Source organism: Streptomyces sp. NBC_01017, from assembly GCF_045162795.1.
Lineage (GTDB): Bacteria > Actinomycetota > Actinomycetes > Streptomycetales > Streptomycetaceae > Streptomyces > Streptomyces machairae.
Window position 1 is genome coordinate 10,439,824 of sequence record NZ_CP108683.1, and the last position, 24,961, is coordinate 10,464,784.

General features: G+C 67.7%; 19 protein-coding genes and 4 pseudogenes. 13 read left to right on the forward strand and 10 right to left on the reverse strand.

Annotation, left to right across the window (positions count from 1 at the left end; translation table 11 throughout):
• Positions 1-484: 484 nt before the first annotated feature.
• Positions 485-2,230, reverse strand: a complete 1,746-nt coding sequence (locus tag OG331_RS47750; RefSeq protein WP_406191799.1) for a PxKF domain-containing protein — start codon at positions 2,228-2,230, stop codon at positions 485-487.
• Positions 2,231-2,873: 643 nt separating this feature from the next.
• Between OG331_RS47750 and OG331_RS47755 the strand changes: the two genes are divergently transcribed.
• Positions 2,874-3,416, forward strand: a complete 543-nt coding sequence (locus OG331_RS47755; RefSeq protein WP_406191797.1) for an integrase — start codon at positions 2,874-2,876, stop codon at positions 3,414-3,416.
• Between the two features lie 74 nt (positions 3,417-3,490).
• On the opposite strand, the gene OG331_RS47760 is transcribed toward OG331_RS47755, so the two are convergent.
• Positions 3,491-3,874 carry a hypothetical protein gene (locus OG331_RS47760; RefSeq protein WP_406191795.1) on the reverse strand — a complete coding sequence of 128 codons (384 nt, stop codon included), beginning with the start codon at positions 3,872-3,874 and terminating at the stop codon, positions 3,491-3,493.
• A 1,049-nt stretch (positions 3,875-4,923) separates the two neighbouring features.
• Between OG331_RS47760 and OG331_RS47765 the strand changes: the two genes are divergently transcribed.
• A complete protein-coding gene (locus tag OG331_RS47765; RefSeq protein ID WP_406191315.1) occupies positions 4,924-6,120 on the forward strand; it encodes a S8 family serine peptidase in 1,197 nt (398 codons plus the stop codon).
• A gap of 125 nt (positions 6,121-6,245) precedes the next feature.
• Here the strand turns inward: OG331_RS47765 and OG331_RS47770 are convergent.
• Positions 6,246-7,293: pseudogene (locus OG331_RS47770) on the reverse strand (transposase); the annotation flags it as partial.
• 227 nt (positions 7,294-7,520) lie between these two features.
• Complete coding sequence (gene ltrA / locus OG331_RS47775; RefSeq protein ID WP_406191793.1) at positions 7,521-9,233, reverse strand: group II intron reverse transcriptase/maturase; 1,713 nt, start codon at positions 9,231-9,233, stop codon at positions 7,521-7,523.
• Between the two features lie 1,272 nt (positions 9,234-10,505).
• Here ltrA and OG331_RS47780 point away from each other — a divergent pair.
• Positions 10,506-10,952: a subtilase-type protease inhibitor gene (locus tag OG331_RS47780; protein ID WP_406191791.1), complete on the forward strand. Its 447-nt coding sequence runs from the start codon at positions 10,506-10,508 to the stop codon at positions 10,950-10,952.
• A gap of 68 nt (positions 10,953-11,020) precedes the next feature.
• On the opposite strand, the gene OG331_RS47785 is transcribed toward OG331_RS47780, so the two are convergent.
• The gene (locus OG331_RS47785; protein WP_406209481.1) at positions 11,021-11,428 is read right to left on the reverse strand and encodes a glycine betaine ABC transporter substrate-binding protein; all 408 of its coding nucleotides are present in this window, start codon (positions 11,426-11,428) and stop codon (positions 11,021-11,023) included.
• Positions 11,361-11,627: a hypothetical protein gene (locus OG331_RS47790; RefSeq protein ID WP_406191787.1), complete on the reverse strand. Its 267-nt coding sequence runs from the start codon at positions 11,625-11,627 to the stop codon at positions 11,361-11,363. Before OG331_RS47790 ends, OG331_RS47785 begins: the two co-directional genes overlap by 68 nt.
• 878 nt (positions 11,628-12,505) lie before the next feature.
• On the opposite strand from OG331_RS47790, the gene OG331_RS47795 reads away from it, so the two are divergent.
• The 7 genes and pseudogenes from OG331_RS47795 to OG331_RS47825 all read left to right on the forward strand — a co-directional run bounded on the left by OG331_RS47795 (position 12,506) and on the right by OG331_RS47825 (position 19,088).
• Complete coding sequence (locus OG331_RS47795) at positions 12,506-13,303, forward strand: tyrosine-type recombinase/integrase (RefSeq protein WP_406191785.1); 798 nt, start codon at positions 12,506-12,508, stop codon at positions 13,301-13,303.
• A 74-nt stretch (positions 13,304-13,377) separates the two neighbouring features.
• Positions 13,378-14,694 carry an IS701 family transposase gene (locus tag OG331_RS47800; RefSeq protein WP_406191783.1) on the forward strand — a complete coding sequence of 439 codons (1,317 nt, stop codon included), beginning with the start codon at positions 13,378-13,380 and terminating at the stop codon, positions 14,692-14,694.
• Positions 14,695-14,905: 211 nt separating this feature from the next.
• Positions 14,906-17,425 (forward strand): tyrosine-type recombinase/integrase, encoded by a 2,520-nt coding sequence (locus OG331_RS47805; protein ID WP_406191781.1) that lies wholly within the window; start codon positions 14,906-14,908, stop codon positions 17,423-17,425.
• The gene (locus tag OG331_RS47810; protein ID WP_406191779.1) at positions 17,422-17,796 is read left to right on the forward strand and encodes a hypothetical protein; all 375 of its coding nucleotides are present in this window, start codon (positions 17,422-17,424) and stop codon (positions 17,794-17,796) included. Before OG331_RS47805 ends, OG331_RS47810 begins: the two co-directional genes overlap by 4 nt.
• A 167-nt stretch (positions 17,797-17,963) precedes the next feature.
• The gene (locus tag OG331_RS47815) at positions 17,964-18,197 is read left to right on the forward strand and encodes a hypothetical protein (RefSeq protein ID WP_406191777.1); all 234 of its coding nucleotides are present in this window, start codon (positions 17,964-17,966) and stop codon (positions 18,195-18,197) included.
• 104 nt (positions 18,198-18,301) lie between these two features.
• A pseudogene (locus OG331_RS47820) lies at positions 18,302-18,448 on the forward strand (IS3 family transposase); the annotation flags it as partial.
• A gap of 181 nt (positions 18,449-18,629) precedes the next feature.
• Positions 18,630-19,088 (forward strand): transposase, encoded by a 459-nt coding sequence (locus OG331_RS47825; RefSeq protein ID WP_406191775.1) that lies wholly within the window; start codon positions 18,630-18,632, stop codon positions 19,086-19,088.
• 31 nt (positions 19,089-19,119) lie between these two features.
• Here the strand turns inward: OG331_RS47825 and OG331_RS47830 are convergent.
• Positions 19,120-19,365: pseudogene (locus tag OG331_RS47830) on the reverse strand (IS1182 family transposase); the annotation flags it as partial.
• Positions 19,366-19,425: 60 nt separating this feature from the next.
• Positions 19,426-20,064, reverse strand: coding sequence for a flavin reductase family protein (locus OG331_RS47835; RefSeq protein WP_406191773.1), 639 nt, complete (start codon positions 20,062-20,064; stop codon positions 19,426-19,428).
• A gap of 72 nt (positions 20,065-20,136) precedes the next feature.
• On the opposite strand from OG331_RS47835, the gene OG331_RS47840 reads away from it, so the two are divergent.
• Both OG331_RS47840 and OG331_RS47845 read left to right on the forward strand, forming a co-directional pair.
• Complete coding sequence (locus tag OG331_RS47840) at positions 20,137-20,469, forward strand: hypothetical protein (protein ID WP_406191771.1); 333 nt, start codon at positions 20,137-20,139, stop codon at positions 20,467-20,469.
• 88 nt (positions 20,470-20,557) lie between these two features.
• Positions 20,558-21,031: an ATP-binding protein gene (locus tag OG331_RS47845; protein WP_406191769.1), complete on the forward strand. Its 474-nt coding sequence runs from the start codon at positions 20,558-20,560 to the stop codon at positions 21,029-21,031.
• Positions 21,032-21,287: 256 nt separating this feature from the next.
• On the opposite strand, the pseudogene OG331_RS47850 reads toward OG331_RS47845, so the two are convergent.
• Both OG331_RS47850 and OG331_RS47855 read right to left on the reverse strand, forming a co-directional pair.
• Positions 21,288-21,488, reverse strand: a pseudogene (locus OG331_RS47850) (cold-shock protein); the annotation flags it as partial.
• Positions 21,489-22,459: 971 nt separating this feature from the next.
• Entirely contained in the window at positions 22,460-23,410 is a 951-nt protein-coding gene (locus OG331_RS47855; protein WP_406191767.1) for a helix-turn-helix transcriptional regulator, read from the reverse strand.
• Between the two features lie 63 nt (positions 23,411-23,473).
• Between OG331_RS47855 and OG331_RS47860 the strand changes: the two genes are divergently transcribed.
• Positions 23,474-23,848 carry a VOC family protein gene (locus tag OG331_RS47860; RefSeq protein ID WP_406191765.1) on the forward strand — a complete coding sequence of 125 codons (375 nt, stop codon included), beginning with the start codon at positions 23,474-23,476 and terminating at the stop codon, positions 23,846-23,848.
• Positions 23,849-24,961: the final 1,113 nt, after the last annotated feature.

Consider the following 24,961-nt stretch of genomic DNA (forward strand, 5'->3'; position numbering starts at 1 on the left):
CTCCGCTTCCGTCCTCGCCCCTCGGCCCACCACTCACCCCGGCTTCCATCCCGTACGCCATGGGCCGTGTCTGCTCGGCTTGGCCTGGGTGGCTGTTGATGTCAGCCGGTGATGTCAGACATCAGCGGCCCGCTTGACGTTGCGCGCGACCAGGAGTAGAGCGTCGCGAGGCTGGTCCAACTCTACGTTCCGTTAAGGGGGTTGGGTCATCCGATGGTGCACGTGGAACCGGCCGCCTGGAGCGCCTGCGCGGTGCGGACTTCGGGCGGGGCGGTCACCGGGGTTTGCGGGGTTGGTCGGCCGGTTGCGGAGGGCTTGTGCGGGGCACGGCTGGGGTGTTGGGGTTGCCGACTCGGTGCCTCATGTCGTGGGTGGGCCCTCGCCAGGGGTGGGGTGCACGCCTGGTGAGGGCCCGGGGTCTTGCTTGGGTTGTGAGGGGGGTGTTGTTCCTTTCGGGGTGGGGGGTGGGGTGCGGTTCAGGTGGTCACTTGAAGCGGACCTGGATGGTGTGGGTGGTGTTGTCGGCGAGTTTGATGTTGAGGGTGCCGCACTGGCCGGCCCAGTCCTTCTTGGTCTTCCATACGTAGCTGTAGGTGCCGTTGTCGTAGGTGAGTCCGGCCTGGCTGGTGGTGGTCTCGTCGGTGAGGTCGGTCGGTTCGCCGCCGGTGCAGGCGGTTCGGGTGTAGCGGGGGTAGCCGGCGGCGATCACGTTCATGCCCTGGTTGCCGTCGAGGGTGAACTTGACGGGTACGGCCTGGCTGGCCTTGAGGAGGTTGACGGCGTCGGGGTCGATGGGGGAGAGGAAGAAGGGATCGCTGGTGGCGTACTGCACCCGTTGCACGATCTCGCCCGCGGACCCGTTGTGGGTGCTGTCGCCCTGGTAGGCGGCGGTGAAGGCGTTGTCGCCCGATTGGAGGGACGCGGCCGGGACAGTGAAGGAGGCGCTACCGGCCTCGACCGGGGCGGTTCCCAGCGGGGTGCTGCTCCCGGTGCGGCTGAACACCACGTCACCGCCGGGGCTTGCGGTACTGCTGTCGACGTGCGCGGTGAGGACGACGGACTCGCCCGGTGCCGAGGGGTTTCGGCTGGAGGACAGGGTGGTGCTGCTGTCCGCCTTGTTCACGTCGAGGGTGTAGGTGATGATCACCTGGGATGCCACGGGATTGTCCGCGGGGACCGGACCGGCGGTGGCGTTGGTGGTCACCGAGTACGACGAGCCTGCACCCCCACCCCCAGCACCGCCAAGCTCACCCTGGGTGTCGCCGGGGCCGCCGCCGTAATAGCCGCCGCCGCCGCCCGCGCCCACGGCGCCGAAAACTCCTGGGTTTCCGCCCTGTCCGAGAGTGCCGTCCGTCGCGTCGAAGCGATACTCGACGTCCAATGGCTGGCCTGCCTTGCCGCCGGAGGTGCCGCCCCCGCCACCGCCGGGGCCTCCGTCGACGTCGGATTCTTGAATTCTAAAGCTGTCGGGGGATGCGCCGCCTCCGCCGCCGGCGACGTGGAGATCGTCGCCTACGCCGCCTCCGCCTCCGCCTCCTTCACCACCCGTGCGCGTCTGGTGAAACACGCCGTTGGAGTCTGCGCCCTTGCCGCCGTGACTGTCGAAGCCGTCGCCGTCCTCCCCGTCCAGGCCGTCGCCGTACCCCGTGTCATAGTCGTTGATGCCGCCGGGGCCTGCTGCAGTGCCGCCCTGTCCGCCGTATCTTCCTCCGCCTCCGCCGCCGCCGGCGACCACGAGGCGGCTGTCCTGAAGGGTGAGAGGTGTGCTCGAGGAGGACCGCGTGCGTACATCGCTGGCACCGCCCCCGCCCCCACCGAGGGAAGTGGTACCGCTGCCTTCTTGCGAGTATCCGCCTCCGCCGTTGAAGCCGCCCTGGCCGCCTCCATCGGACTGTGCCCCGTCGGCGCCGGGACCGCCGACCATGACATACAGGGTCCGCTGGTGCTCCGTGACTGCCGCGTCGGTGACCGGCACGTTGTAGGCGTCGACGATCGCCCCCCGGCCACCAGCTCCACTGATGACAGAACCGCCGTTGGTCAGGGAGTTGCCTCCTGCGGCGCCTATGGCGGTGATGTCGACGGTGTCGACGGTGTCGGGCAGGGTCAGGGTTTGTTCGGTATCGGTATGGATGTAGGTGCAGGTGACGGTGTGGCCGGCGGTCGTGCAGGGTTCGTCTGCGGCCGATGCGCTGCTCGTCATGGTCAGGGGTACGACGGTGGCTGCGGTCATGCAGCACGCAATGGCCACGGCGAGACGCCGGGGTGTACGCCGTCTGTTGCGTGGTGTGACGGGGGCTGCACTGGGCTGTGAGGGTGGGGCAGACGTGGTGGACATCCTGGCTCCTTGGGTGGCGGACAGGGCCCGGGCCACCGTGCTGCCTCGCCTGGAGACGGTGGACAGCGCGGAGCGGCGTCGATCCTGGGGACACCGCATCTGCCGGCCGGATGAGAGACCTACATCACAACACCCGCTGACCAGTGCCTTCCGTACCGTGAGGGCAGAGTGCGGTACCAGCCGCGTGCCTTGCCGACTGCCCGGACAACTCCGTCGCAGGCCGTGGCGCACTGCGCGTCTCCATGGCCGAGCCGGCTTCCGGAAGCCGTTCTGGCCACCGCGAGGCAGCTCTCACGGGTTCCCCGGGCCGCCCGCCGGCCATCCGTTACTCGGCTCCACGCCCGGGGGGTCGCAGCTTGTCGGCGACGGCTGAGGACTGTTCAGAGTCGTTGCTGCCTTGCAGGGCCCGGCGCCGGTTCCGTTGCGGCATCAGCCCACTGTCGGCAACCCACCACTGGCCCCGGCTTCCATCCCGTCTGCTCGGTTCTGCCTGGGTCGACGGTGGACGGGATGGAAGCCTCTCAATGCTCGCCGCAATGTGCCCGCAGTCGGGAACGGCGCTCCGCTCGTCTTCGCTCCGCCCAAGCGCGGCAAGGTGCGTGATGTGCCCCTCGCCGGCGAGGTATCGGCCGCGCTGCAGGAGCACATGAAGCAGTTCCCGCCGGTCGAAGTTGCGTTGCCCTGGCTGACGCCGACCGGCCGGAAGGGCACGCATTGGCTCGTCTTCACGAGCAGCATCGGCGCCGCCATCTGGAGCCAGGGGTTCAACGACCAGTCCTGGAAACCCGCGCTGGCATCGGCCGGCATCATCCCCGCCCCCGAGAAGGGGCAGCGCTACGCGGCGGCCCGCGAGCACGGGATGCACGCCCTGCGGCACTTCTACGCCTCGGTCCTCCTGGACGCCGGGGAGAACATCAAGGCTTTGAGTCTCTGCCTCGGTCACGGCGATCCGGGGTTCACGCTCCGCGTGTACACGCATCTCATGCCGTCCGGCGAGAGCCGGACGCGCAATGCCATCTCCGCGATGTACCGGGCCGCCGGTTACGCTCACGACGGCCCAGAGACGGCCCAGGCTGCCTGAGACGGCCCCTCGTCGGTGGGAAACCTGCTGGTGAGGGGCCTTTTCATGCCCTCTCGCGGTAACACCCCATCTGCCTACGCGTCCACGCCGGCCCCGAAGGAAGCGACTACGACTGGCAGATCAAGACGCTGCACCAGGTCGGCGCACCAGAAGACTGGATGGCCCGCGCTTTTCCCGAGGAAGCGGTCCAGCACCACGACCAGCATTGTCAGGCGGGACGGCTGCAGTAGCAGGAGCGTCTGCCCATCGGCCGAGAGAAGGCCGCGCATGCCTGGGCCGGACTTGCCGTCGTCGGCATCTCCTATGACCGCGGAAGCCCTGCCGGCCCGCTGGCCTACCGCCGCGCAGAAGGTGGAACTCCTGCAGCCGAGGAGATACCCGGCCCCCATGGCGCGTTCGCGGGCAGCCGGCAGAACGTGCACGCGGGAGCAGTCACAGAAGGACAGGCTGCCGAGCATCGACCCGGCCGGCTCTGTTGGCCATGGCTTTCTCCGGGGCTGCTGCCGGCCGGGGCGACGTGGTGAAATCCGCGTCGCCGTCCTCGACTGCCAGGGTCCGGTCGGCTCCGACCGCGCTTGACACATGCAGACGCCCACCGGGCCCGCCTTGCAGGCCACTGTCCATGACACCAGCCCCAGGGCCACAGACCCCGCCGGTCAAAGGCCCAAGTCCGGTCTCCTGGACGTCAGTTCCCCTCATTCTTCTCGTGCGGTTCCGTTGGACGGATCTGCGCTGGCGGGCTGTTCGATTCGTGGAGACGTGACGGTGATGCGCGCTTTGACCTGACAGGCCGGATCAACGCCACGCGGTGCGTCTGATGGTCTGCGGCCTCGAGCCGGAAACGGAGCGGTACGAGTTCATCGCCGACGTCGATGAACTCCTCGAGGGGGTCGCCCCGTCAGCTGAAGGGGCGGCCTGCGTCCCACGCGCTGGGAGGTCACGTCGTGGATCTGCGCCGGCGCGATCATGTCCGACGCTCGTGCGGCCGGGCACGTGCCTCCCAGGCCGCGGCCCCATGGGGACCAGATTCAGGCCCCGTACCCTCCCATCGAGCTCATCGGGGGACACACTCTGTGCAAGTACACGAATCAGGGTGAGGTGAGCGAAGCGGAAGCTCAACACCCAGATCATTCAAGCCGATTCGATACCCGCGAGTAGCTTCTCTGACTGCTGCGCCTCCTCACGGCGCCCACGTTTTCCGCAGGGCTTTCACGCTCGGCGCGCGCAGCGCGCGCGTCTGCCCTGCCCGTCCGGTTCGACACGGGGACGCAGGGAAGGTTCACGTTTTCTCGACGGAAGCCCCATACATGCGAAGGAGAGCCGGGCGTGTCGCGGCGGGGCCCGGTTCTGTCCGGTTCCCGCGCTGACCCGCGGCTGATCGGGTCGCGAGTGCATGGAATCCACTGCATGAGCACATCAATGAGTCACGGCTTCCACCGCAGATCACCGGAGATTTTGCGGTTGAACACTCAACCCCCCACAAAGACCGGCGAGGAGACCCCTCTTCATGGCAACTCACAAGCGCTCGAACCGGATCCGGCTCACCGCCGTCACCGTCGCGGCCGCCGCGGCAGGCGTCACGCTGCTGAACCCGTTCTCCGCCGGCGCCGCGGCGCCCGCCGAGGGCAAGATCTACGGAGCGAACGCCGACGGCGCCGTCGCGGGCAGCTTCATCGTCATGCTCGACCAGCAGGCCGACAAGCAGGAGTTGGCCAACGAGTACGGCGGCACACTGAAGCGCACCTACCGCTCCGCCATCAACGGCTTCTCGGCCGGCGGCCTTTCACAGACCGAGGCCAAGCGCCTGGCCGCCGACCCGGCCGTCGCCAAGGTCGTGCAGAACAAGAAGTTCACCATCAACGCGGAGCAGCAGAACCCGCCCTCATGGGGCCTGGACCGCATCGACCAGGCCGACACCGCCGGAGACAGCAAATACACCTACCCCGACTCCGCAGGCGAGGGCGTCACCGCCTACGTGATCGACACCGGCGTCCGCATCTCGCACAAGGACTTCGAAGGCCGCGCCACGCACGGCTTCGACGCGATCGACAACGACGACAGCGCCGACGACGGCAACGGTCACGGCACCCACGTCGCCGGCACCATAGCCGGTGCCACGTACGGCATCGCCAAGAAGGCGAAGATCGTTGCCGTGAGAGTCCTCGACGACAACGGCTCCGGCACCACGGAGCAGGTCGTCGCCGGCATCGACTGGGTCACCCAGCACCACCAGGGGCCCTCCGTCGCCAACATGAGCCTGGGCGGCGGCGCCGACGAGGCCCTCGATGAGGCCGTTCGCAAGGCCATCGCCGCGGGCGTCACCTTCGCTGTCGCAGCCGGCAACGACTCCGCCGACGCCGGCAAGGGCTCCCCGGCCCGCGTCAAGGAGGCCCTCACCGTCGCCTCGTCCACCAAGGACGACGCCCAGTCCGACTTCTCCAACTTCGGTGAGGTAGTGGACATCTACGCGCCGGGCTCGGACATCACCTCCGCGTGGAACGACAGCGACGAGGGCACCAAGGTCCTCTCCGGCACCTCGATGGCCACCCCCCATGTCGTCGGCGCCGCCGCGGTCTACCTCGCCGGCCACAAGGACGCCACCCCCGCGGACGTCGCCACCGCCCTGACCAAGAGCGCCACCCCCGACAAGATCACCAGCCCAGGTGCAGGCACACCCAACAAGCTCCTGAAGATCACCGAGTAACACCCCCTCGCACCCGCCGCGCCCCGAGGCAGACCACGGCCCGCACGGCGCGGCGGGTGGCACGAGCCGTGGGCCGACCAGGCAAAAACTCGTCGCAGCCCAATCGGCCGCAACGGAAATCAAATGAGCATGCGGTTGAAGAGGTTGCGCTGGGCGGCGGCGTGCCAGTCTCCCTGGTCGTCGCGGCGGCGCCGGTAGTGGGTCTTGGCGCCGGGCGAGGCGGTGATGGAGGCGAAGGCCCAGAGGTAGCCGGCGTGGTTGAGCCGGTCGTTCCTGACCCACCTGCGGGTGATGCTCGACTTCTTGCGGGAGGCCCTGGTGATGGGCGAGGCGCCGGCGTCGGCGAAGCGGGTCTTGTCGTCTCCGGTCTCGGCGAGCACCCGGGCGCCGGGCTGGATGCCGAGGCCGGGGAAGCCGAGGGTGATCTCAGCGTCCGGGTGCTGGGGGAAAGCCTCTTCGACCGCCTCGTGAGGTCGTCGGCGGCGGTGCATGCGGCCTCCAACTGGACCAGGAGGGCGAGCATTTGCTTGCCCAGCGCGTCCTCGACCAGCGGCGGCTGGTGGGCGTAGCCGGCGCGGAAGACGCCACGGAGCCGCTCGGCCTCGGCCGTGATGCCGCGCTTGGGGCCGGCCCGCTTGAGCGCGGCCTCCAGCTGCATGCGGGTCAATCGCGCGGCCCGGGCCGGAGTCGGGGCCGCCTTCAGCAGCTCCCGGGCCTGCGGCCGGCACAGGCCGTTGCGCCAGGGTTCGAAGGCCGCCCGGGCGGCCGGGTAGTACTCCCTCAGCAGCGAGCGGAGCTGGTTGGACAGCTGCTGCCGGTTCCGCAGAGAGTCCTGCTGAGCACGGGCGAGAACGGCGATGGCCCGGCCGGGGCCGCTGTCATCGGGCAGCGGCCGGTGGGCGTGCATGTCGGTGCGCAGGATGTTCGCGAGGACCAGGGCGTCGCCGGGGCCGGACTTCTTGCGCGAGACCGAGTGCCGGTCGCGGTAGCGGCGGCGGCCATCGGGCTGATCGCGGACACCTGCCGCTTGCCGGTCCGCAGCACCGCGACGAGCAGGCCCCGCGAGGTCTCGACCGCGACCGGGATCGGGTTCTCCTCGCTGTCGCCGTACTCGACCAGCAGGGCCGGCAGGATCTTGTAGCCCGCGGCGTCGTCGGTGATGTGCCGCTTGGCCTGGCGGACCCAGTCCCGCACCGCCGTCTCGGTCAGGCCGACGTCCTTGGCGACCTGACCGACCGAGCGGTCACCGCGCCGGCACAGCTCGACGATCTCGGTTTTGAACTCCGGCTGAACGAGCGGCGAGGACGCGGCTTCTTCGCCGGGTAGCGGGAGCGCATTACCGCGCTCCCGCCCCCTCAGAACCGGACGTGCGACTCACGCCGCATCCGGCTCAAGCGGGCCTATGGCCGTTGGGAATTCGCATCCTTCTTCCGGTCACCGGCGCGAAGCTGCCGGTGGCATTGCGTGTGAATGACTTCCAGGTTTCCGAGGTGGTCGGAACCACCTCGACTGCGGTAGGTGAGGTGGTGCACATGAACGCCCCGGTAGAGCGCCGTGAACCAGCTCGCCCAATCGCGGACATCGTCGGGGTCATACCCCGCACCCTCGATCAAATCCTGACCGCACCTGGTGCACAGTCCCTTCTGGCGGTTCGCGAGGGAGAGGATTCTCTTCGATTCGATCTCCGGCAACCGCTTTCGGGCTCTGAGCGTCCAGTACGTCTCTAGTTCCGCGTCATCCCGCGATGCGTCGCTCTTGACGAGCGTGTGTCGCACGATAGGGGTCCAGGCGAACTTCACTAGATGTTTGGCCGGAGAGCCGAACACCCACTTGTCACCTCGGCCCTTGCGGAACTCTCCCCAGTAGCGCTCCCTGACCCACCGAGTGGTCTTGTTCGGATGAACTCGCAAGGCCCACCTTTTCAGGGTGGCGTACGTGTAGGCGTCGAGCGTCCTGAACGTTCGCTTTGAGACAGCGTGCCGATAGTAGGTCGACCACCCTCTCACGAAGGGGTTCAGGGTATCCACCAACCTTTCGGCTGACTGTCCGCGATGTGCTCGGACGATACCCTTGACCCTTTTCCTGGCTCGCCGTACTGCATCCTTACTCGGTTTGGTGATCATCTTGTCGTTGTAGCGCCGGACGTTGAAACCGAGGAAGTCAAATCCATCTTCGAGGTGGACGACGCGCGTCTTCTCCTCGTTGAAGGCCAACCCTCTCGGCTCAAGCCACTCCGCCAGCTGGACTTTTAGCTCACCCGCTTCGTCCTTCGTAGTGCAGATCGCTACAAAGTCGTCCGCGTATCGAATAAGGGTCGGGGATGGCGCCCTCCGTCCCGCCTGTGGCCGGTTGGCGCCAATTGCATCCCCCATCCCGTGCAGGGCGACGTTCAGCAGCAGCGGACTGATGACTCCGCCTTGCGGCGTGCCCTCGGTCGTGTGCGCGTAGGTGCCCTGCTCCATGACCCCAGCCCGAAGCCACCCTTGGATCTGCCGCCGGCCTGGGAACAGGCCGATGGTGTCCATCAGTTGCTCATGGCTGATGCGATCGAAAGCTGCCGACAGATCTGCGTCAAGAACCCACAGGCGCCGTGCTTTCTTCTGGGCCGCCGCTAAGAAGATCGCCTCGATGGCATCGTGGCATCCACGTCCCGGTCGGAATCCATAGCTCCGCCCCTCGAATCGTGCTTCCCATTCCGGCTCAAGGGCGTTCTTGGCCCTTGCCTGGTTCACTCGATCTCGAATCACGGGGATACCGAGCGGTCTTCGCTTCCCGTTGGCTTTCGGAATATACACACGCTTCACAGGCGCCGCAGGAAGACTGGGCTCGGCAAGGGTCTGCCGGGCCAGCTTCCCACGATTCTTCGGAGTCAGTGCAACTTCCCCGTCGATGCCTGCTGTCTTCTTTCCGGTGCTCTGCTGTGTCACCCGGCGCACGCTTGTCAGGGCGTTTGCTCTGGATCGCAGCATGAGCTTTTGCAGGTTGCGCACCTGCTTCAGGTTGCCGTTCCTAGCGGCCCTGTAGATTCGCTGGCGAAGTCGCTTTACAGACTCCTCTTCCTGGCGCCAGTTGATGCTGGTCCAGAATTCGGCGTCGCCCTCGGGTCCGTTCATCAGGCGAACCAACGAAGCGGATGCCACTGCGTCGTTCCCCCTCTGTCTAACTTGCGCCTCGGTGCAAGTTCCCACCCAGTGTCCTTACATGGCCTACCTGATCCACGTCAGCTCCCTTTCGGGTCCAGCCACGGACGGCTGGTATCCGCCGAGTTATAGCCAGAGGGGGGAGAGTCCCCTGCGTCTGGCCTTTCCTCTGGGCTTTCGCCCTAGCGGCATTCGCTTCTTGGATCATCCTGTTCCCGCACGGGACTTCCGCCTTCGTTACCTCCGGCCTACCGGCTGACAAACCGGACCCGTACGGGGTTTCCGCGTTCCACTACCAATAGTTGCATCCGGATTGGGCGCCCTCTGTGAGCCGACTCCCACGGTGACCTACGGAAGGGAATTGTTTCTTCCCGTGGCCCCGGGAAAACAGGGCCCCGCCGTGATGTGCTTCGCAGCACCAGGAGTTTCCACCGCCGATTGCTCGCCATAGACGCGGTGTAGATCTGACGACTCGTACGTACGAGGGTTCACGATGGTTCACCCGCCCGGACTTCCGCTTCGCTTGTGGCTCGATGATGGCCCACCGTCCCTTGAGCTTGACCACCTCGGCTCAGCACCCCCACGTTGCCGCGGACGCACCCGAGGCTGCGGACCGACCGTCGGTCACGGATCGGAGGAGCCACGTTCTCTCGCTGTGGCCCCCGCTACAAGGCAGCAACCTCGCGTCGCAATTCCCCATGCTCTCCATGATGGACATCATCCTTCCGGGGCTGAAGCCCCTGATCTCAGATGTCCGTCAAAGCGGATCAAGCCCAGGGATCCGGCGACCTTGCATGCCGCGTCGCGGGCGACGGTCAGCGCCAGACGGGTGCCGGCTGCGGGTCCTCCAGCAGGCCGGCGGCCTTCCGCGCCAACTCCGCACTATGCAGCGAAGACAGCTGTCCGAACCCCACTCTCATCGCCCAGGAGCCAGCCGTACCTCAGGCCGTGCCTTCATACCGCCTGCCCTGCGCCTTCCCCTCGTCCGGGGCTGCAATCAAATCCCCACTTTCAGGCCATTTCACGCCCCGAGTGAATCGGCCACGCCTGCATTCTGCGAAGGGAACGGATGGCCTCTCACCTCCTCCACCATGAGGACCGGTCAGCCAATCAGGCCACTGATTGAACGAGCAATGGGGTCCGAATTCCAATGGCCGGACAGAATTCGGCTCCAGCGGCCTGTGGCGACAGGAGCGAGGCGGGTACTTCGAGGCATCGGACACCGCAACAGAAAGGAGTTGCACCATGCGCCCGATGACACGCTGGGCCATGACAGGAGCCCTGCTCACCACGGCCGTTGCCGGCCCTCTGAGCGTGCCCGCCCACAGTGCGCCCGCCGCCGCACCGGCCTCGCTGTACGCCCCCTCCGCCTTGGTCATGACCACCGGCCACGGCGAGAAGGCCGCGACGGCCGCACCACAACGCGCTGTCACACTGAACTGTGCGTACACCACCACGGGCACGCACCCCGACCCGCGGCAAGCCTGTGCGGACCTGGACCGTGTGAACGGGAACCTCGACCGCTTGGCCACACTCCGGGGAAATGAGACGGGCCAGCTCTGCACCAGGGAATACCGTCCCATTGTCGTCACCGTTCAAGGGGTATGGCGCGGTACGCGCGTAAACTACGAGCACACCTTCGCCAATCCGTGCATAAAGGAAACGCAGGGGGCTTCGGCGTTCGCCTTCTGAGCCGCCACGGCTGAGGTAAAGCCGCTCATGGACGGGGCGGGCCGCACAGTTTTGGGTGGCCCGCTCGTTCATTGTTCAATGCCCCTGCGCAGCGCCCGGTCACAGCAGCAGACATCCTGCCTGAAGACGGGAACCACGTTCTGTGCAGCGAAGATGTGCTTGGGGTCCTCGAGCGGGACGAGTCCGAAGCGGGATCCTGCCGGGTCTGTCGAGACGATGTCAGCCGCGTCGACTGTGCCGTTTGCGCAGTCCGGTCTGGGTGATGCTCCCACTCGGCGACAGAGGCACGAACTGCTTGAAGACCACGACTCCCGGTCGGTCCAGTCACGGCCCTCGCCGCCCAGCGACCGTCTGACCGGCCACAGCCGTTCAAGCGGAACCAGTATGCGCGTGACGGAAGGGTCCTTCTCAAGCCAGAGCATCCGGGTCGATGCCCTGGGCCCGGGCCAGAGCGAACAGAACCCGCTCGATGCCATCCAATCGCTGTGTGATCGTGCGTTCTCCGGGTGCGCCGATGGCGTTGGCGAGTGAGTCAATGTTCCCGAACGCCGTGGTCTGCTGCTCGCGAATCTCCCCGAGCTGCTCACCATGCCCGGCCAGGGTGCGCCCCGTACGGAACGCTTCCGCCTCCAGGTCCCGGAGCCGTTCGTCGTGTGTCTTCGTCTCTCCCGCCATGCCCCCATCCTGGCAGATGCCACCCCGCGCCGATGCCGGTCGCCCGCCAACCCGTCAGCGGGGGTCCTCCCGCCAGGTCAGACCCATGCAAAGTAGCTGCCAAGAGAGCCCACCGGCATGACCGGCGCCGGGCCGTGCGGCCGCTGGGTCCACAGCTCGGACCAACTGGACCATCCCCGCCACAAAGTGATCTACCTGGCGAACCCCGCCGTCGGGGTCGCGGGCATCCACCCACGCGACCGTCACCGCGCTCGGCGGCGTCCCGCGCCCGCACAAGTCCACGCTGATCCCGCAGGCCACCGCCCTGCTCGCCACCGAGAACAACGAGCGCGGCCGCGTCCCCATCCTGATCATCGAGGAGGCACACCTGCTCGACCACGAGCAGCTGGAAGCGATCCGGATGCTGACCAACTACGACATGGACCTGTTGACTGAACTACTGGACTTCACTTGCCAGTTCAGCGGACAGCCCCTGGCTCGGGCCGTTACGTTCCCGATCCATGATTCGAGAAGACGACGATCGTCGGGACCTGGCCACGATCGCGGTCCCGTTGGCCGGGGCCCTACGGGCTACGGACGATCCGTGGGAGCCGTACCAACTGCATGACTTTTCGGGGCAGATCGTGCCGTCCGTGTCGGCGTACTTGAACGATCTCCAGGCTGCAGGGCGTGCTGCAACGACCCAGCGGTCCTACGGGATGGATCTGCTGAGGTGGTTCCGGTTCCTCTGGGCGATCGAGGCGCCCTGGGACCAGGTGACCCGCGTCGAAGCCCGGGATTTCTCCCGGTGGCTGCAGCTCACCGACAAGCCCCGGCGGAACAGGCCCGCTGCATCACCGGGGACATCTGGTTCACTGCGGCCGGGGACCCTGAACCCCGTGACGGGGAAGCCCTCGCCCGGCGTGAAGTACGCCGTGACGACGACCGCGCACAGCGAGAGCGTGCTGCGGCATTTCTACGACTTCCACCTTGAGACCGGGACCGGCCCGATGGTCAACCCCTTCCCGCTGGCACGGGGCCGCAGGGGCCGGGGCATCAATACCCACCGCAGCCCGATCGAGCCCGCGCGCAATCAGAAGTCCGGGCTGTTCCGTCCGGCACTGCCGCAGCGCATTCCACGCAACATCCCGGATGAGAAGTTCAACGAGCTGTTCGCCTTGCTGCCCTCGCTGCGAGACCGTGCGCTGGTCGCGTTCTGGATCTCCACCGGCGCCCGCGCCTCAGAGTTGCTGGGCGTCCGGCAGGCCGATGCCGATCCAGGCCAGCAGCTGATCACCGTGGTCCGCAAGGGAACGCGCGCGCTGCAGCAACTACCCGCGGCGCCCGACGCGTTCGTCTGGCTTCGGCTCTACCAGGCTCAGATTCACGGGCTGGTCCCGCAGGGGCGGGACGAACCACTGTGGTGGACGCTGCGCAGGCCGTTCCGGGCCCTGAACTACCACGCCGCACGAGCGATGTTCACCCGGGCCAACGCCGTACTCGGCACGAACTGGACCCTCCACGACCTGCGGCATTCCGCCGCTTACCGCATGGCACGCGACCCGCAGATGCCGCTCACCGACGTGCAATGGGTCCTCGGACACGGCAGCTGTAGTTCCAGCGTCTGGTCTGGTCAGTGTCTTGTCGGGGGTGCGTGCGGGCATGAGGACGGCCACCGCGATCATGAACGTTTGTGACGACGTATCAAGACACGGTGGCCGCGGAGGCCACGATAGCGGAGCAGACGTGGGGCGAGACATTCGGGAGGGTCATGGCAACCGTCGCGGGCTGTTTCACACGGCGTGAAACGCGGGCGACAGCCGCCGAGTTGGTCGCCGGACTGTTGCTGGAGGTGGACACGCGGAACTGCTGGACGCTCGGGCAGGCGTTGGGACATCCGGGCCCTCACCGGCTGCAGCACCTGTTGTCCCGTGCCCGGTTCGATCACGATCGGGCGGGGAAGGAGATCGTCCGCCTGGTGGCCGGTGAACTCGCCGGGCAGGACGTGGTGTTGGTGGTGGACGAGACGGGCGATGCGAAGTCCTCGACGGAGTGTGTGGGAGCCGGACGGCAGTACTCGGGTGCGATCGGCGGTGTCGGTCTGTGTCAGGTGGCGGTGCATCTGGCGGCGGTCTCCGCGACCACGAAGGTGATCATCGACCGGGCCCTGTATCTCCCGGCGGACTGGGCCGCGGACGAGGAACGCCGCGAGGTCGCCGGGGTGCCGGAGGAGGTCGGGTTCGCGACGAAGCCGCAGCAGGCGCTGTCCATGGTCACCGGCGCACTCGCCACGGGGATCGAGGCACGCTGGTTCGCGGGCGACGAGGTGTACTGCGGGCGTGAACTGCGCCGGGGCATACGCTCACTGGGTCTGGGCTACACGGTCGGCATCGCCGCTACGTACCAGGTCACCGACGGGGGCGGCCGCCGGTGGGAGGCCCGCAAACTGATCAACAAGGTGCGTCCCGAGCAGTGGATGCGCCGGCAGACCGGACACGGCACCAAGGGCACCCGCGAGTACGACTGGGCCTGGCTCGACGTCCGCCCCGACGACACTCCCGACGAGAACGAGAACGAGAACGAGAACGAGAACGAGAACGAGAACGAGAACGAGAACGCGGCCGGGGCGGGGACGAGCGTGCTGGTCGCGCGGCGGCACCGCTACACCGGCGAGGTGTCCTACTTCCGCTGCTGGGCACCCGGCGACGTCGCCCTCGCCACACTGATGGAAGTGATCTCGCGCAGGTGGCGGATCGAGGAAACGTTCCAGCTCACAAAGGGCTTCACCGGGCTCGACCAGGGTCAGGTGACCTGCTGGAACTCCTGGATGCGCTGGTCACTGTTCTCCCTGTTCGCCGCCGTCGTCCTCGCTCTCACGGCCGCAGCCATCCATGAGGGCTCCGAGCGGCAACCCGGACTCGTCCCGCTGACCTGTCCCGAGCTCATCCGTCTCCTGCGGGCCATCGTGCTGCCCCCAGCCGCCCGCGACCGTGATCATGTCCTGCGCTGGATCGCCTGGAGGCGCCGTCACCAAGCCGTCGCAACCGCCTGCCACCAGCAACGACACCGCTGCCACGACCAGCCGTGATCAAGAACTACAGCTGCCGTGTCGGACACGCCCATTTATCGACCACTCAAATATATATTTCGGCTCCGGTCGAGGACGTGATCGCCAGCGTGCTCGCGCACCACACCCGCCAACGCGGCGATGCCGATCGGCAAGCCGGCGGGGCTGGAGCTCAGGAGCCTCTGCGGTATCGGCCCGAGTCACTCGACATCCTCTTCCGCAGGGACGAGCCATGAACGTCGTCAAGGGACGGCACCGCCATGTCGACCCGCCGTCTCTCGCAGCCGACAAGCCCGATGCGTTCGGCCGGCCGACGGACGACGTCGCAGAGTTGCTCATCCGGTTTCCGCCCCGCTCGACCCCGGCCACGTGGTCGGCCACCGAGCGGACGCGCGAGCAGGTCCTGGAATGCCTGTTCGCACCGCCGTTCCTGCCCGACAACCCCACCAGCCAGGCCCAACGCCGCCGTGGGCTTCGACGGACGCTGGACTGGCTCGCCGACCAGCCCGGTGACACCTGGCAGCAACGCTGGAGCGCCGGCGGAGCCGAGGCCACCGCGGGCACCGCGGCCTGGCGGGCACTGGTGATGGACTGGATCCGCTCCAAGGAGATCGGATTCGTCGAGGACTCCTATCTTCACCTCGGCGGCGCTCTGCGGACCCTGATCTGCGCCGATGTGATCCGTCCGTCCCTGCACTGGCTCACCGCCCCCACCACGGTCCGCTACCTGGCCGCGGACATGGCACGCGTCCGCGATCCCGAGACCTTCGCCGAGTTGAACGCCTTGATGGAAGACGGCACGGAGCGGTCGATGGACAAGCCGCCGCCTGCGACCAGGATGGAGGTCCTCTGCCGGATCGCCACGATCATCGCGGCCAAAGGCGGCGGTGTCCGCGACATCGTCGTCGGCGATTGCCTGGAGCTGCTGGAGTACATCTCCGAGAAGGGCGTCGGCAACCGGCGCAAGCGCAACAATCTGAGCTTCTACCAGGCACTTCACACGCTCGACGTGTTCCCGGAGGACGCCCCGAACACCGTGCGGGTGTTCCGCACCCGAGGCCAACTGCCCATCGAGGAGCTGATCGACCGCTATGACATCGTCTGTCGTCCGGTCCGGGACCTCATCGTGGACTACCTCCGAGAACGCCAGGTCGGGCTCGACCACAGCAGTCTTCGTCACCTCGCCTACCAGCTCGGGCGCCTGTTCTGGAAAGACCTCGAGCTGCACCATCCGGGCATCAGCGACATCCGGCTCACCCCGGCGGTCGTGGCGGCACGGAAGAAGCGGATCCAGGTCGTCACCACCAAACGCGGCACCCGGCCCCGCGCCGGCGCCCTGAACTGCCTGACCACCGTGCGCGCCTTCTACCTGGACATCGCGCACTGGGCCACCGAGGATCCCGCCCGCTGGGGGCCGTGGGTGGTTCCCTGCCCGATCCGCCTGGAGGAGGCATCCCACGCCAAGGAACGTCAGCACCGCAAGTCGCGGATGGACCAGCGGACCCGCGAACAGATGCCGATTCTGCCCGTCCTGGTGGCCACGGCCGACCGAAGACGGCGGGAGAGCGCCGAGTGGCTGGCGGCCGCCCAACAGGTCGCCCCAGGCCAGGAGTTCACCAGCGGGGATCAGCGACTGCGCCGCTCGGTCACGACCCGGCAGGCCGGCGCCCGGATCTGGGCCGACGACCCGGAAACCGGGCAGCGCCGGGACCTCACCCTCGAAGAACACCGCGGATTCTGGACCTGGGCCGCGGTCGAGGTTCTTCGCGCCACCGGCCTGAGGATCGAGGAGCTGAAAGAACTCAGCCATCACAGCTTCGTCCAGTACGTCCTGCCCTCCACCGGAGAGCTCATCCCGCTGCTGCACATCGCCCCGTCCAAGACCGATACGGAGCGTCTTCTGGTCATCTCCCCAGAGCTGGCCGACGTCCTGTCGGCGATCGTCTCCCGCGTCCGCGACAGCAGCGGAGCAGTCCCGCTCGTGGTCGACTACGACCGGCACGAACGCACCTGGAACCCGCCCGCACCGCTGCTGTTCCAACGACGCCTTCGAGTGGAGAACCGGCCGATCGCCGAAGCCGCCATCCGCGGTCTGCTCAAAGACGCCCTCACCGAGTCCGGGATCACCGATGCCAGCGGCCAGCCTCTGGTCTTCCGTCCCCATGACCTGCGCAGGCTCTTCATCACCGATGCCGTCATGAACGGCATGCCGCCGCACATCGCTCAACTCGTGGTCGGACACAAGGACATCAACACCACGATGCATTACAAGGCGGTCTATCCCGAAGAAGTCATCAACGGGCACCGAGCCTTCATCACCCCTCGCCGATCGCTCCGCCCCACCGAGGAGTACAGGCTGCCGACCGAGGAGGAGTGGGAGGAATTCCTCGGCCATTTCGAACGCCGCAAGGTCGCCCTGGGCACCTGCGGGCGGGCGTTCAGCACTCCTTGCATCCATGAGCATTCCTGCTTGCGATGTCCTCTCCTGCGGCCCGAGCCGACCCAGCGAAACCGTTTGGCCGAAGTACACGACAACCTGCTCGCCCGCATCAACGAAGCCCAACGCGAAGGCTGGCTCGGCGAAGTCGAAGGACTCAAGGTCAGCCTCGCCGGAGCCCAGCAGAAGCTCGCCCAAGTCGACCAGATCATCCGCCAGAACACCGCCGTCGACCTCGGAATGCCCGCTGTCCCTTCGCACCTCGTCGGCAGCCACATCACCAGCGGACGCCACCCTTGGAAAGGATCCGCATGACCGTCCCGGACGAACACCTCCACCTGCGGCTGCGAGCACACGCCCGCGGCCTGCACAACTCGACCGCCGCCGTCGAACTCCTCATCGCCCACCGCTGCTGGCTCCACCGCGCCGACTTCCGGGACCAGTTCCTGTTCACCGGGACCGACTTCGACACCGCAGAAGTGACCACCTGCATCGACTGGCCTCGCTCCGTGATGGCCCTCAACCGCGGACGTCTTCCCTGCTCAGGAAGCGAAGCCAGGATGCTGCGAATCGCCGCCAGCATCGGCGAAGGTGTCCCCGTCGACCTACGCGAGGCCCTCACAGAACTCGACACCGTCAATACAGCCCTGATCGCGAACGCCGTCACCCGCGCGACCGGACACTGAACCGCAGGCCAGAATCACGAACAGCGACGAGTCACAAGTTCAGAGAAGACTCTTCCAGCCCGCTGGCATGCCTGCTGCACGGCCAGCCGACCCTGCGGCACAAGATCAAACTCGGTGTCCTGGCCGCCCTCGACCAGCGCATCCAGGTCCGCTACAACATGCCGTCCATGACCGGAGAGGAGACCAGTTCCTATCTGGTCCGCCACCTCGCGCTGGCCGGCCGCACCGACACCCTGTTCGCCGACGACGCGATCACACTGATCCACGACACCGCCCGCGGCTATCCCCGCGCCGTCAACAACCTCGCCGTTCAGGCCCTGTTGTCCGCCTGCGCCGAGGGCAGACCCATCGTCGACGAGACCAGCGCATGCGCCGCTGTCGCCGAAGTCACCGCCGAATGACGACCGCGCCCACCCTCGGCACCGTCAACATCCCAGTGACACCATGAAGATCAAACAGTCCGCCGGAACCCGAGCCGTGCGAGCGCCGGCGGCGCGATGCGGAACTGACCGAGCACACCCGCAGGATCCACGCCGACTCCGGCGGGATCTACGGCTCGCCCCGCATCCATGCCCAGCTCAAACGGGAGGGCGTGCACGTGGGCCGCAAACGCGTCGAACGCCTGATGCGCCAGGCCGACCTGCAAGGCGTCAGCCCGCGCCGCACCAGGGGCTTCACCCGCCGGGACCCCGACGCCGGCCTCGCCGCCGACCTGGTGCAGCGCGACTTCACCGCGCCCGCGCCGAACCGGCTGTGGGTCACCGACCTGACGATGATCCCCACGCACGAGGGGCCACGTGGCTGTCAGCCATCCGTGACGCTTCTCCCGCCGCGTGGTCGCCTGGGAGACCTCCCACAAGGCGGACGCCGACCTGGTCCTCACCGTCCTGGAGTACGCCCTCGCCTCCCGCGAGGTCACACCCGGCACACTCGTCCATCACGCCGATCACGGCTGCTCCGGGCAGTACACCTCCGTGAAGCTGACAACAAGACTGGTCAGGGCAGGCGTTGAAGCGTCCATGGGGTCGGTCGGCGACAGCTACGACAACGCCCTCGCCGAGAACCTGTGGTCCACGATCAAAACCGAGTGCATCCGCGGCCGCGTCTTTGCCACCCGGGCCGAGGCGAACCTCGCGCTGTTCGAATACCTCGACGGCTTCTACAACCCCCGCCGCATCCAGAAACGGCTCGGCTACCTCAGCCCCATCGAGTACGAGGAGAAGCACTACGCCGAACAGGCAGCAGCCGAACGGACGAACCTGAACACCCATCAACCCCAGCTGACCAGCTGACCAACACCTCCCGAGCAACGGGGGAAGCTCAGGGCGGGTAGCCGCGCTTCTCGGTGTAGTCGGACAGGATCGGCGCGAGGTCGAGCGCCTGGTCAACCAGGTCGGCGACGAAGCGGGCCAGGTGGTCTTCGGGCAGCCAGTCGTCCAGTGACGGCGGCAGCAGCAGGATCTGGTGCGGGTCGAATGCCCGGAACCGCTTGTACACCACCGTCGGACGTGCCCGCGGCTGCTTCGGCTCAACCGGCTCGGCATCGAATAACCCGTCCCTGTGGCGCATACCGTGATCATCTCGCACGAATGGTCACGAGATGCAGGCGGGTGGCCGCCGGATGCCTGCTCAGGCGACCGTCGACTGGAGCTGGTGCGGCATGTTCCAGCCCTCGGCGAGCCTCGACGGGTGAACGTTGTGGCCGCCGCCGAAGAACTCGCAGAACTTCATGATCAGCGGGTCCCAGCCGAGCGGGTCCACGTAGTGCGTCCCCGGGATGACCAGGTCTTCCGCGACATGGGCGCGAAGGACTTCGACCTCGAAGGCGGTGGCGTGCGACTCGGGGCCGCCGAAGGGATGGGCCGAGGCGACCTTGCACTCCAGCTGGACCGGACATTCCGCGGCTCTGGGGGCCCGGACCAGGTCCGATGCCTGCTCGGTCAGGTGGGCTGCCGAGAACTTTTCCGGCTCGTACCGGTAGCCCTGCTCCTTCTTGTAGTCCGGCATGGCCTGCTTCCCGGTGGTGAGCGCGATCCGGTCGACAGCATCGACCATCGCCGACGAGGGCAGGTTGAGCACGCACTCGCCCTCCCGCAGCAAGTTCGCGGTGGTCTGGGCGTTGTTGCCGAGACCGAGCATGCAGGACTGGCCCAGCCACCACGCCGAGGACATCGGCGCGAGATTGGCCGTGCCGTCTTCGTTGAGTGAGCTGATCAGCACCACCGGAGTTCCGAAGTACAGGACCTTGAGCCCGGGGACGACGTGCATGCGCTGTGCCTTTCGCGGAGTGCCAGACGGACAGGCCCGCGATCGGGAACACGAGCCTTCGCTGACTCTCTCGTGAGCGAGCCACTGGCACTGGCGGAAATGCGACATCGCGTTTCGGGCGAGGGAACGATCATCCGATGCCAGAACCAGCCCGGCGTCGGTTACTGGGACACGCTCCTAGCCGCCGGCGCGTACGGCACGGTCACGGGGTTGATACCGGATGACCTGCAGCGCATGGGCGAACTGGTCCGCCAGTACGCGAGTCTGCCGCTCGGCGGCACGGACGCGTCGGTCATTGCCGTCGCCGGGCGGATCAAGACGCTGCGCGTCGCCGCACTCGACAGACGCCACTTCACCGTGGTCCGCTCCCGCCGCGGTGAAGCGTTCACGCTCTACCCAGCGTGACTCATACCTCGTGCTTGACCGGCCTGATGTGAAGGTTCGGGGGCAAACGAGCGAAGCACGTGTGGGCGCGGGGCGAGGGCGGGTCGGCATGGAACAGACAGCAGGCGGCGAGGACGGGCAATCGCTGCTGGGGGACGTTCTCTCGGTGTCCGGCGCGTTCGAGGGCAGCGAGGACATCGCCGTTGCCCGCGGCCTGGCCCGCTGCTTCCTCACCGATGTGCAGGCCGTGCACGGGCTGCCGGTGTCCGGACGGGCGATGGGCATGGTGCAGCTCGTCGTCAGTGAGCTGGTTACCAACGCCCGGAAGTACGCGCCCGGACCGTGCCTGCTCACCCTGGAGATCAGCGGCGGTGCCATCGAGGTGGCCGTGTGGGACAGCAACCCGACCCCGCCGGTGATCCTCGCGCCTGACCCGACCCGGATCGGCCGGCATGGGCTGGAGATCGTTATGGCGGTCGGCCAGAGCTTCGCCATCCACCGTGAACCGGTGGGCAAACGGATCACCGCGGCGATCGTGCTGGCCGACGACCCCGGCGGGGATATCACCGGCCGTCAGCTGTGACAGCGTAAGACCCGGGTGTACGGGTAGCCATCTGGAGCCGGCCGGGGAAGGGCCATGGCGCCTGGGGAGGTCGCAGGGTCCTTCCCTGTCGGCGGGATCCGGCGACTGGCACCCACAGCCGGGGCAGGCATCGGCCGCTGATTCCTCCGCCGGCACCACGATTTCCGTTTCCGTCCGGCGTCTCTACGCGGAGTTTCACTGAACGGGCTTGACCTCGTACTCCGCGGTTGGGCGGCGGGGCACTGTCCGGGGGGCATGCAGGGGTGACGTTCTCGGCCTGCAGTCCCTTGTGTCCCTGGACGACCTCGAAGCTGACCTTCTGGCCCTCGTACATTTCCCGGTAGCCGGAGCCGGTGATGCCCGTGCAGTGGACGAACAGGTCGGGCCCGCCGCTGTCCTGCAGGATGAACCCGAATCCTTTTTCTGCGTTGAACCACTTCACCGTGCCGGTGGCCATGGGCGTCCTCCTGCCGTCGATGATCAACCAGCAGAGCACTGTGCTACAAACCGTGTCTACCCGATGCCCGTTGCCGGCTGTGCCGAACGGGGACGTCGCCAACTGACGACCGCATGCCCTTTCTGTGGGTGAGGGCCCCGGGACTTTCGAGGCCATGACGTCCCGGGGCCCCATCTCACCGGCAGGCTCAACCGGGAGGAGCGGATACGCACCCTGGTTGAGCCGGCCGAGGGCGCTCGGTCGCCCAGGGTGTACATCCGCATTCGCGCAGTTCAACGACGTTGCGGGAGGAAGGATGCGGGCGGATCGGCCTTGGGAGGCACGTCGGCCGACGTCTCGTCGGCGGTGACGTGGCCGCCTGGTGGTCACGCGCCACCGCCTGACCCCGGGCCAGAGCCGTGCGGCGTTCCTTGGCGGCTCTCGCGCTTGCAGCAGTCGGCCCGCACCGAGCAGAGGAGGGCGCGGACCGACTGCACCACGGCTGTCTTCCAGAGGTGTGTCCTCATCGCGGCAGCCGGAGATTCCGGCCGGGGGGTGAAGCCGGTTTCCTGCTCCGGAATCTCGCGGAGATGAACGAGTGAGGTGATCAAGCAGTTACGGCGCCAAGGCTGTCCGCTGGTCACCTGCGGGTCAGGGGCTTTGGCCATGGCACGAAGCTTGCCGAGAAGGAGGCGGCAGTCGGCGACGGCGTCGTGCGGCCCACCGAGGGGCTGGCTGCAGTAGGTGCCACGCTTGGCAGACCACAGACCGCAGACCGCAGACCGCAGACCGCAGACCGTGCCACACCGCGTAGGGCACCATGGCGTCGTGCCGGCGCAAGCGACCAGGCCAGGCCCGGGCGGCATGCACGTCGCCGAGGTGACGGCGCAGTTCCCGCTGGAATACTCCCCGGTCGAAAGCGGCGTGGCCACCACGGCATGCCCGTCCAGCACTTCGGCCAGCCGCGGCAGCAGCCACCTTGATTCTTGCCGTCAGCTGTTGGCTGCCAGGAGGGCTTGGGCCCGCCGGGCAAGTGCTTCGCGCACTTCGTTCGGGGACAGCACGGTCGGCGGGGTGCCCAGGTTGAGGAGGTAAGCGGCCAGGTGCTCGGCGCTGTTGCCGCCGATCCGGACCACGGTGGCTTCGGGGCCGTCGGGGCTGTGGGTGCCGATGGTGGGCGGGACCGCTTCCAGGGCGCGGTCCAGGGGCAGCGGAAGGCGGATGGTCGTGTACACGGGGTAGGTGACGCTCGCGATGCCCCGGGAGACCAGCTGCGCTGCCTCAGGGGGATCGGTCAGGTCGGATGGTTCGGTGGTGGAGTGCACGTCGCTCACCCGGTCGGCGCGGAACGTGCGCCACTCCTGCTTGACCACGTCGCGTGCCACCAGGTACCAGCGAAGGCCGGTATGGACCATGCGGTAGGGGTCGACCTCCCGGACAGTGGCGCGGCCGGCGTGGTCTCGGTAGGACAGGGTCGCGCGCAGCCCGCTGCTGCAGGCCCGCGTCAGTTCCAGCAGCATGGGCATGTCGATCTGCGGTTCGCCGGAGCGGGGGGTGTGATCGAGGGCTCCCTCCAGTACGGCCATCTGGTCTGCGAGGTGTTTGGGCAGGACCTGGCGGAGCTTGAGCAGCGCTGAAAGGGCGGCTTGACCGGTGCCGAGGACTCCGCTGAGAGCAGCCTCGCGCAGGCCGACGGCGACGGCCAGAGCCTCCTCGTCGTCCAGCACCAGCGGTGGCATCCGGGCGCCGGGACTGAGTCGGTAGCCGCCCCAGGGGCCGGGCTCGGACTCGACGCCGTAGCCCAGGTCCCGCAGCCGGGCGATGTCCCGGCGGATCGTGCGGTCGGTGACCGTCATCCGCTCGGCCAGGTCACGACACGTCCACACCGGGCGCGCGGACAGCAGCGACACCAGGCGCAGCAGGCGGGAGGAGGTCCTGGTCACAGTCAACAGTGTCCACCATGACCAGGACACAAGCTGTCCTGGTCATGGCCTACCGTCCGGTTCATGAGCACACCCGAGATACGTCTCCTCTCCATTGACTTCGACTGCCTTGACCCGCATGAGCCGGCGCGCTTCTACAGCAGTGCCCTGGATCTGCCCGTGCTCTACAGCAGCGACGACTTCGTCCTGCTCGGCAGGGAAGGGGCGCCCGGCCTCGGCTTCATCCGCCAGGCCGACTTCCGCCCCCCGACCTGGCCCGATCCGGCCCAGGGCAAGCAGGCTCACCCGGAACTGAGCGTCGACGACCTGGACGCCGCCCAGGAGCGGATGCTGGCCCTGGGCGCCACTGTGCCGTCCTTCCAGCCGCGCCCCGACGCATGGCGGGTACTCCTGGATCCGGCAGGTCATCCCTTCTGCCTGGCGAAACACGGAATCTGAGCTGCCCTTATGGCGAGTTCGAGGCCGGTTCCGGCAAGGAATGCGGTGAGGAGTCCGCCCCGGATGACAGGGCAGCCACGGCCGACACGCCGACTTCCAAAACCAACCGGCCGGGACACGTCTGTGCCGGGTCGGGCCGCGGACGGACACCGCGCCGCCGGCATACCCTGGGACAGCCGGCCGGCAAGGCAGACGGTTCACGCGGCACCCGGCCCGCCGTCACTACGGCACGCTACGAGGTCGTGTCCCGCGACGTGGCGGAGAGGATCAAGCGCTGGGCGTTCCGGGGCCGAGGCCCAGGGAGATCTGGAGATCTGTGCGGAGGTGGCTTTCCACGAAGCCTCCTGGCAGGGCGAGCTGGGCGCCCGGTCGGGCCGAGCCACCGTCCCTGGTCTGCGCATTCCAGTGCCTTGATCCCCTACACCACCTGACGGGACGCCACCCGCTACGAGCGGCCAACCCAGCCTGAGCGCGCCCCGCTCCATACAGGTCGGCGGTTCATGCCTCGGTTGCGGCCGGCGCACCCTCAGCTTCGACCCTCGCGCGTACGCCGCCCGGCCGGCCGGCTGGAGGCAGCCGGCCACGCCGTCGCCCTCACCCGGGCGGACGCCCTGGCGGCCGACCCCCTTTTTGGGACGCCTTTTTGGGACGCCGGTCGGGCCCTCAGCGGCCCCTCACCAGCAGGGGGGCCGCCATCCCGCCAGGTCGGGCGAGCCGTGGCCGGTGCGGCCGGTGGCGGCGGGGTGTGCGGGCCGGTGGCAGTTCCAGCACGTGGTGTCGGTGTCGTACCAGGCGACATCGCACTGCCTGCATACGAAGCGTTGCGCGACGATGGCTCTTTGTGCGGGGACCTGCGCGCTGACGGCTTTTTGTACCGGGAACACAGGCGGGCACCACTGTCCTTGTGCAGGAAGCGGGGCCATCGGCGGGTGCCATGTCTCGTGCTGTGCCGGAGGCGCGTCGGGCGGGATGGGTTGCGGCATGCTTCGCATCCTGGCGCGGCGGGGGAGTGCGCTGGATGGGCCTTCGGGCACTTCCTCGGGCAGCTGTAACGTCCCCCACCGGTTGGGAATGCCCGGCTCCCGGTTCGGGCAGGTGACAGTCCCCTGTGGC

Excerpts from the sequence above, each read along its gene's own strand:
- OG331_RS47750 (WP_406191799.1), bottom strand. The coding sequence starts at position 2,230 with ATGACCGCAGCCACCGTCGTACCCCTGACCATGACGAGCAGCGCATCG.
- OG331_RS47815 (WP_406191777.1), top strand. The coding sequence starts at position 17,964 with ATGACCGGAGAGGAGACCAGTTCCTATCTGGTCCGCCACCTCGCGCTG.
- OG331_RS47810 (WP_406191779.1), top strand. The coding sequence starts at position 17,422 with ATGACCGTCCCGGACGAACACCTCCACCTGCGGCTGCGAGCACACGCC.
- OG331_RS47760 (WP_406191795.1), bottom strand. The coding sequence starts at position 3,874 with ATGCTCGGCAGCCTGTCCTTCTGTGACTGCTCCCGCGTGCACGTTCTG.
- OG331_RS47800 (WP_406191783.1), top strand. The coding sequence starts at position 13,378 with ATGGCAACCGTCGCGGGCTGTTTCACACGGCGTGAAACGCGGGCGACA.
- OG331_RS47785 (WP_406209481.1), bottom strand. The coding sequence starts at position 11,428 with ATGGCATCGAGCGGGTTCTGTTCGCTCTGGCCCGGGCCCAGGGCATCG.
- OG331_RS47860 (WP_406191765.1), top strand. The coding sequence starts at position 23,474 with ATGAGCACACCCGAGATACGTCTCCTCTCCATTGACTTCGACTGCCTT.
- OG331_RS47790 (WP_406191787.1), bottom strand. The coding sequence starts at position 11,627 with ATGGCGGGAGAGACGAAGACACACGACGAACGGCTCCGGGACCTGGAG.
- OG331_RS47835 (WP_406191773.1), bottom strand. The coding sequence starts at position 20,064 with ATGCACGTCGTCCCCGGGCTCAAGGTCCTGTACTTCGGAACTCCGGTG.
- OG331_RS47780 (WP_406191791.1), top strand. The coding sequence starts at position 10,506 with ATGCGCCCGATGACACGCTGGGCCATGACAGGAGCCCTGCTCACCACG.
- OG331_RS47845 (WP_406191769.1), top strand. The coding sequence starts at position 20,558 with ATGGAACAGACAGCAGGCGGCGAGGACGGGCAATCGCTGCTGGGGGAC.
- OG331_RS47805 (WP_406191781.1), top strand. The coding sequence starts at position 14,906 with ATGAACGTCGTCAAGGGACGGCACCGCCATGTCGACCCGCCGTCTCTC.
- ltrA (WP_406191793.1), bottom strand. The coding sequence starts at position 9,233 with ATGAACGGACCCGAGGGCGACGCCGAATTCTGGACCAGCATCAACTGG.
- OG331_RS47765 (WP_406191315.1), top strand. The coding sequence starts at position 4,924 with ATGGCAACTCACAAGCGCTCGAACCGGATCCGGCTCACCGCCGTCACC.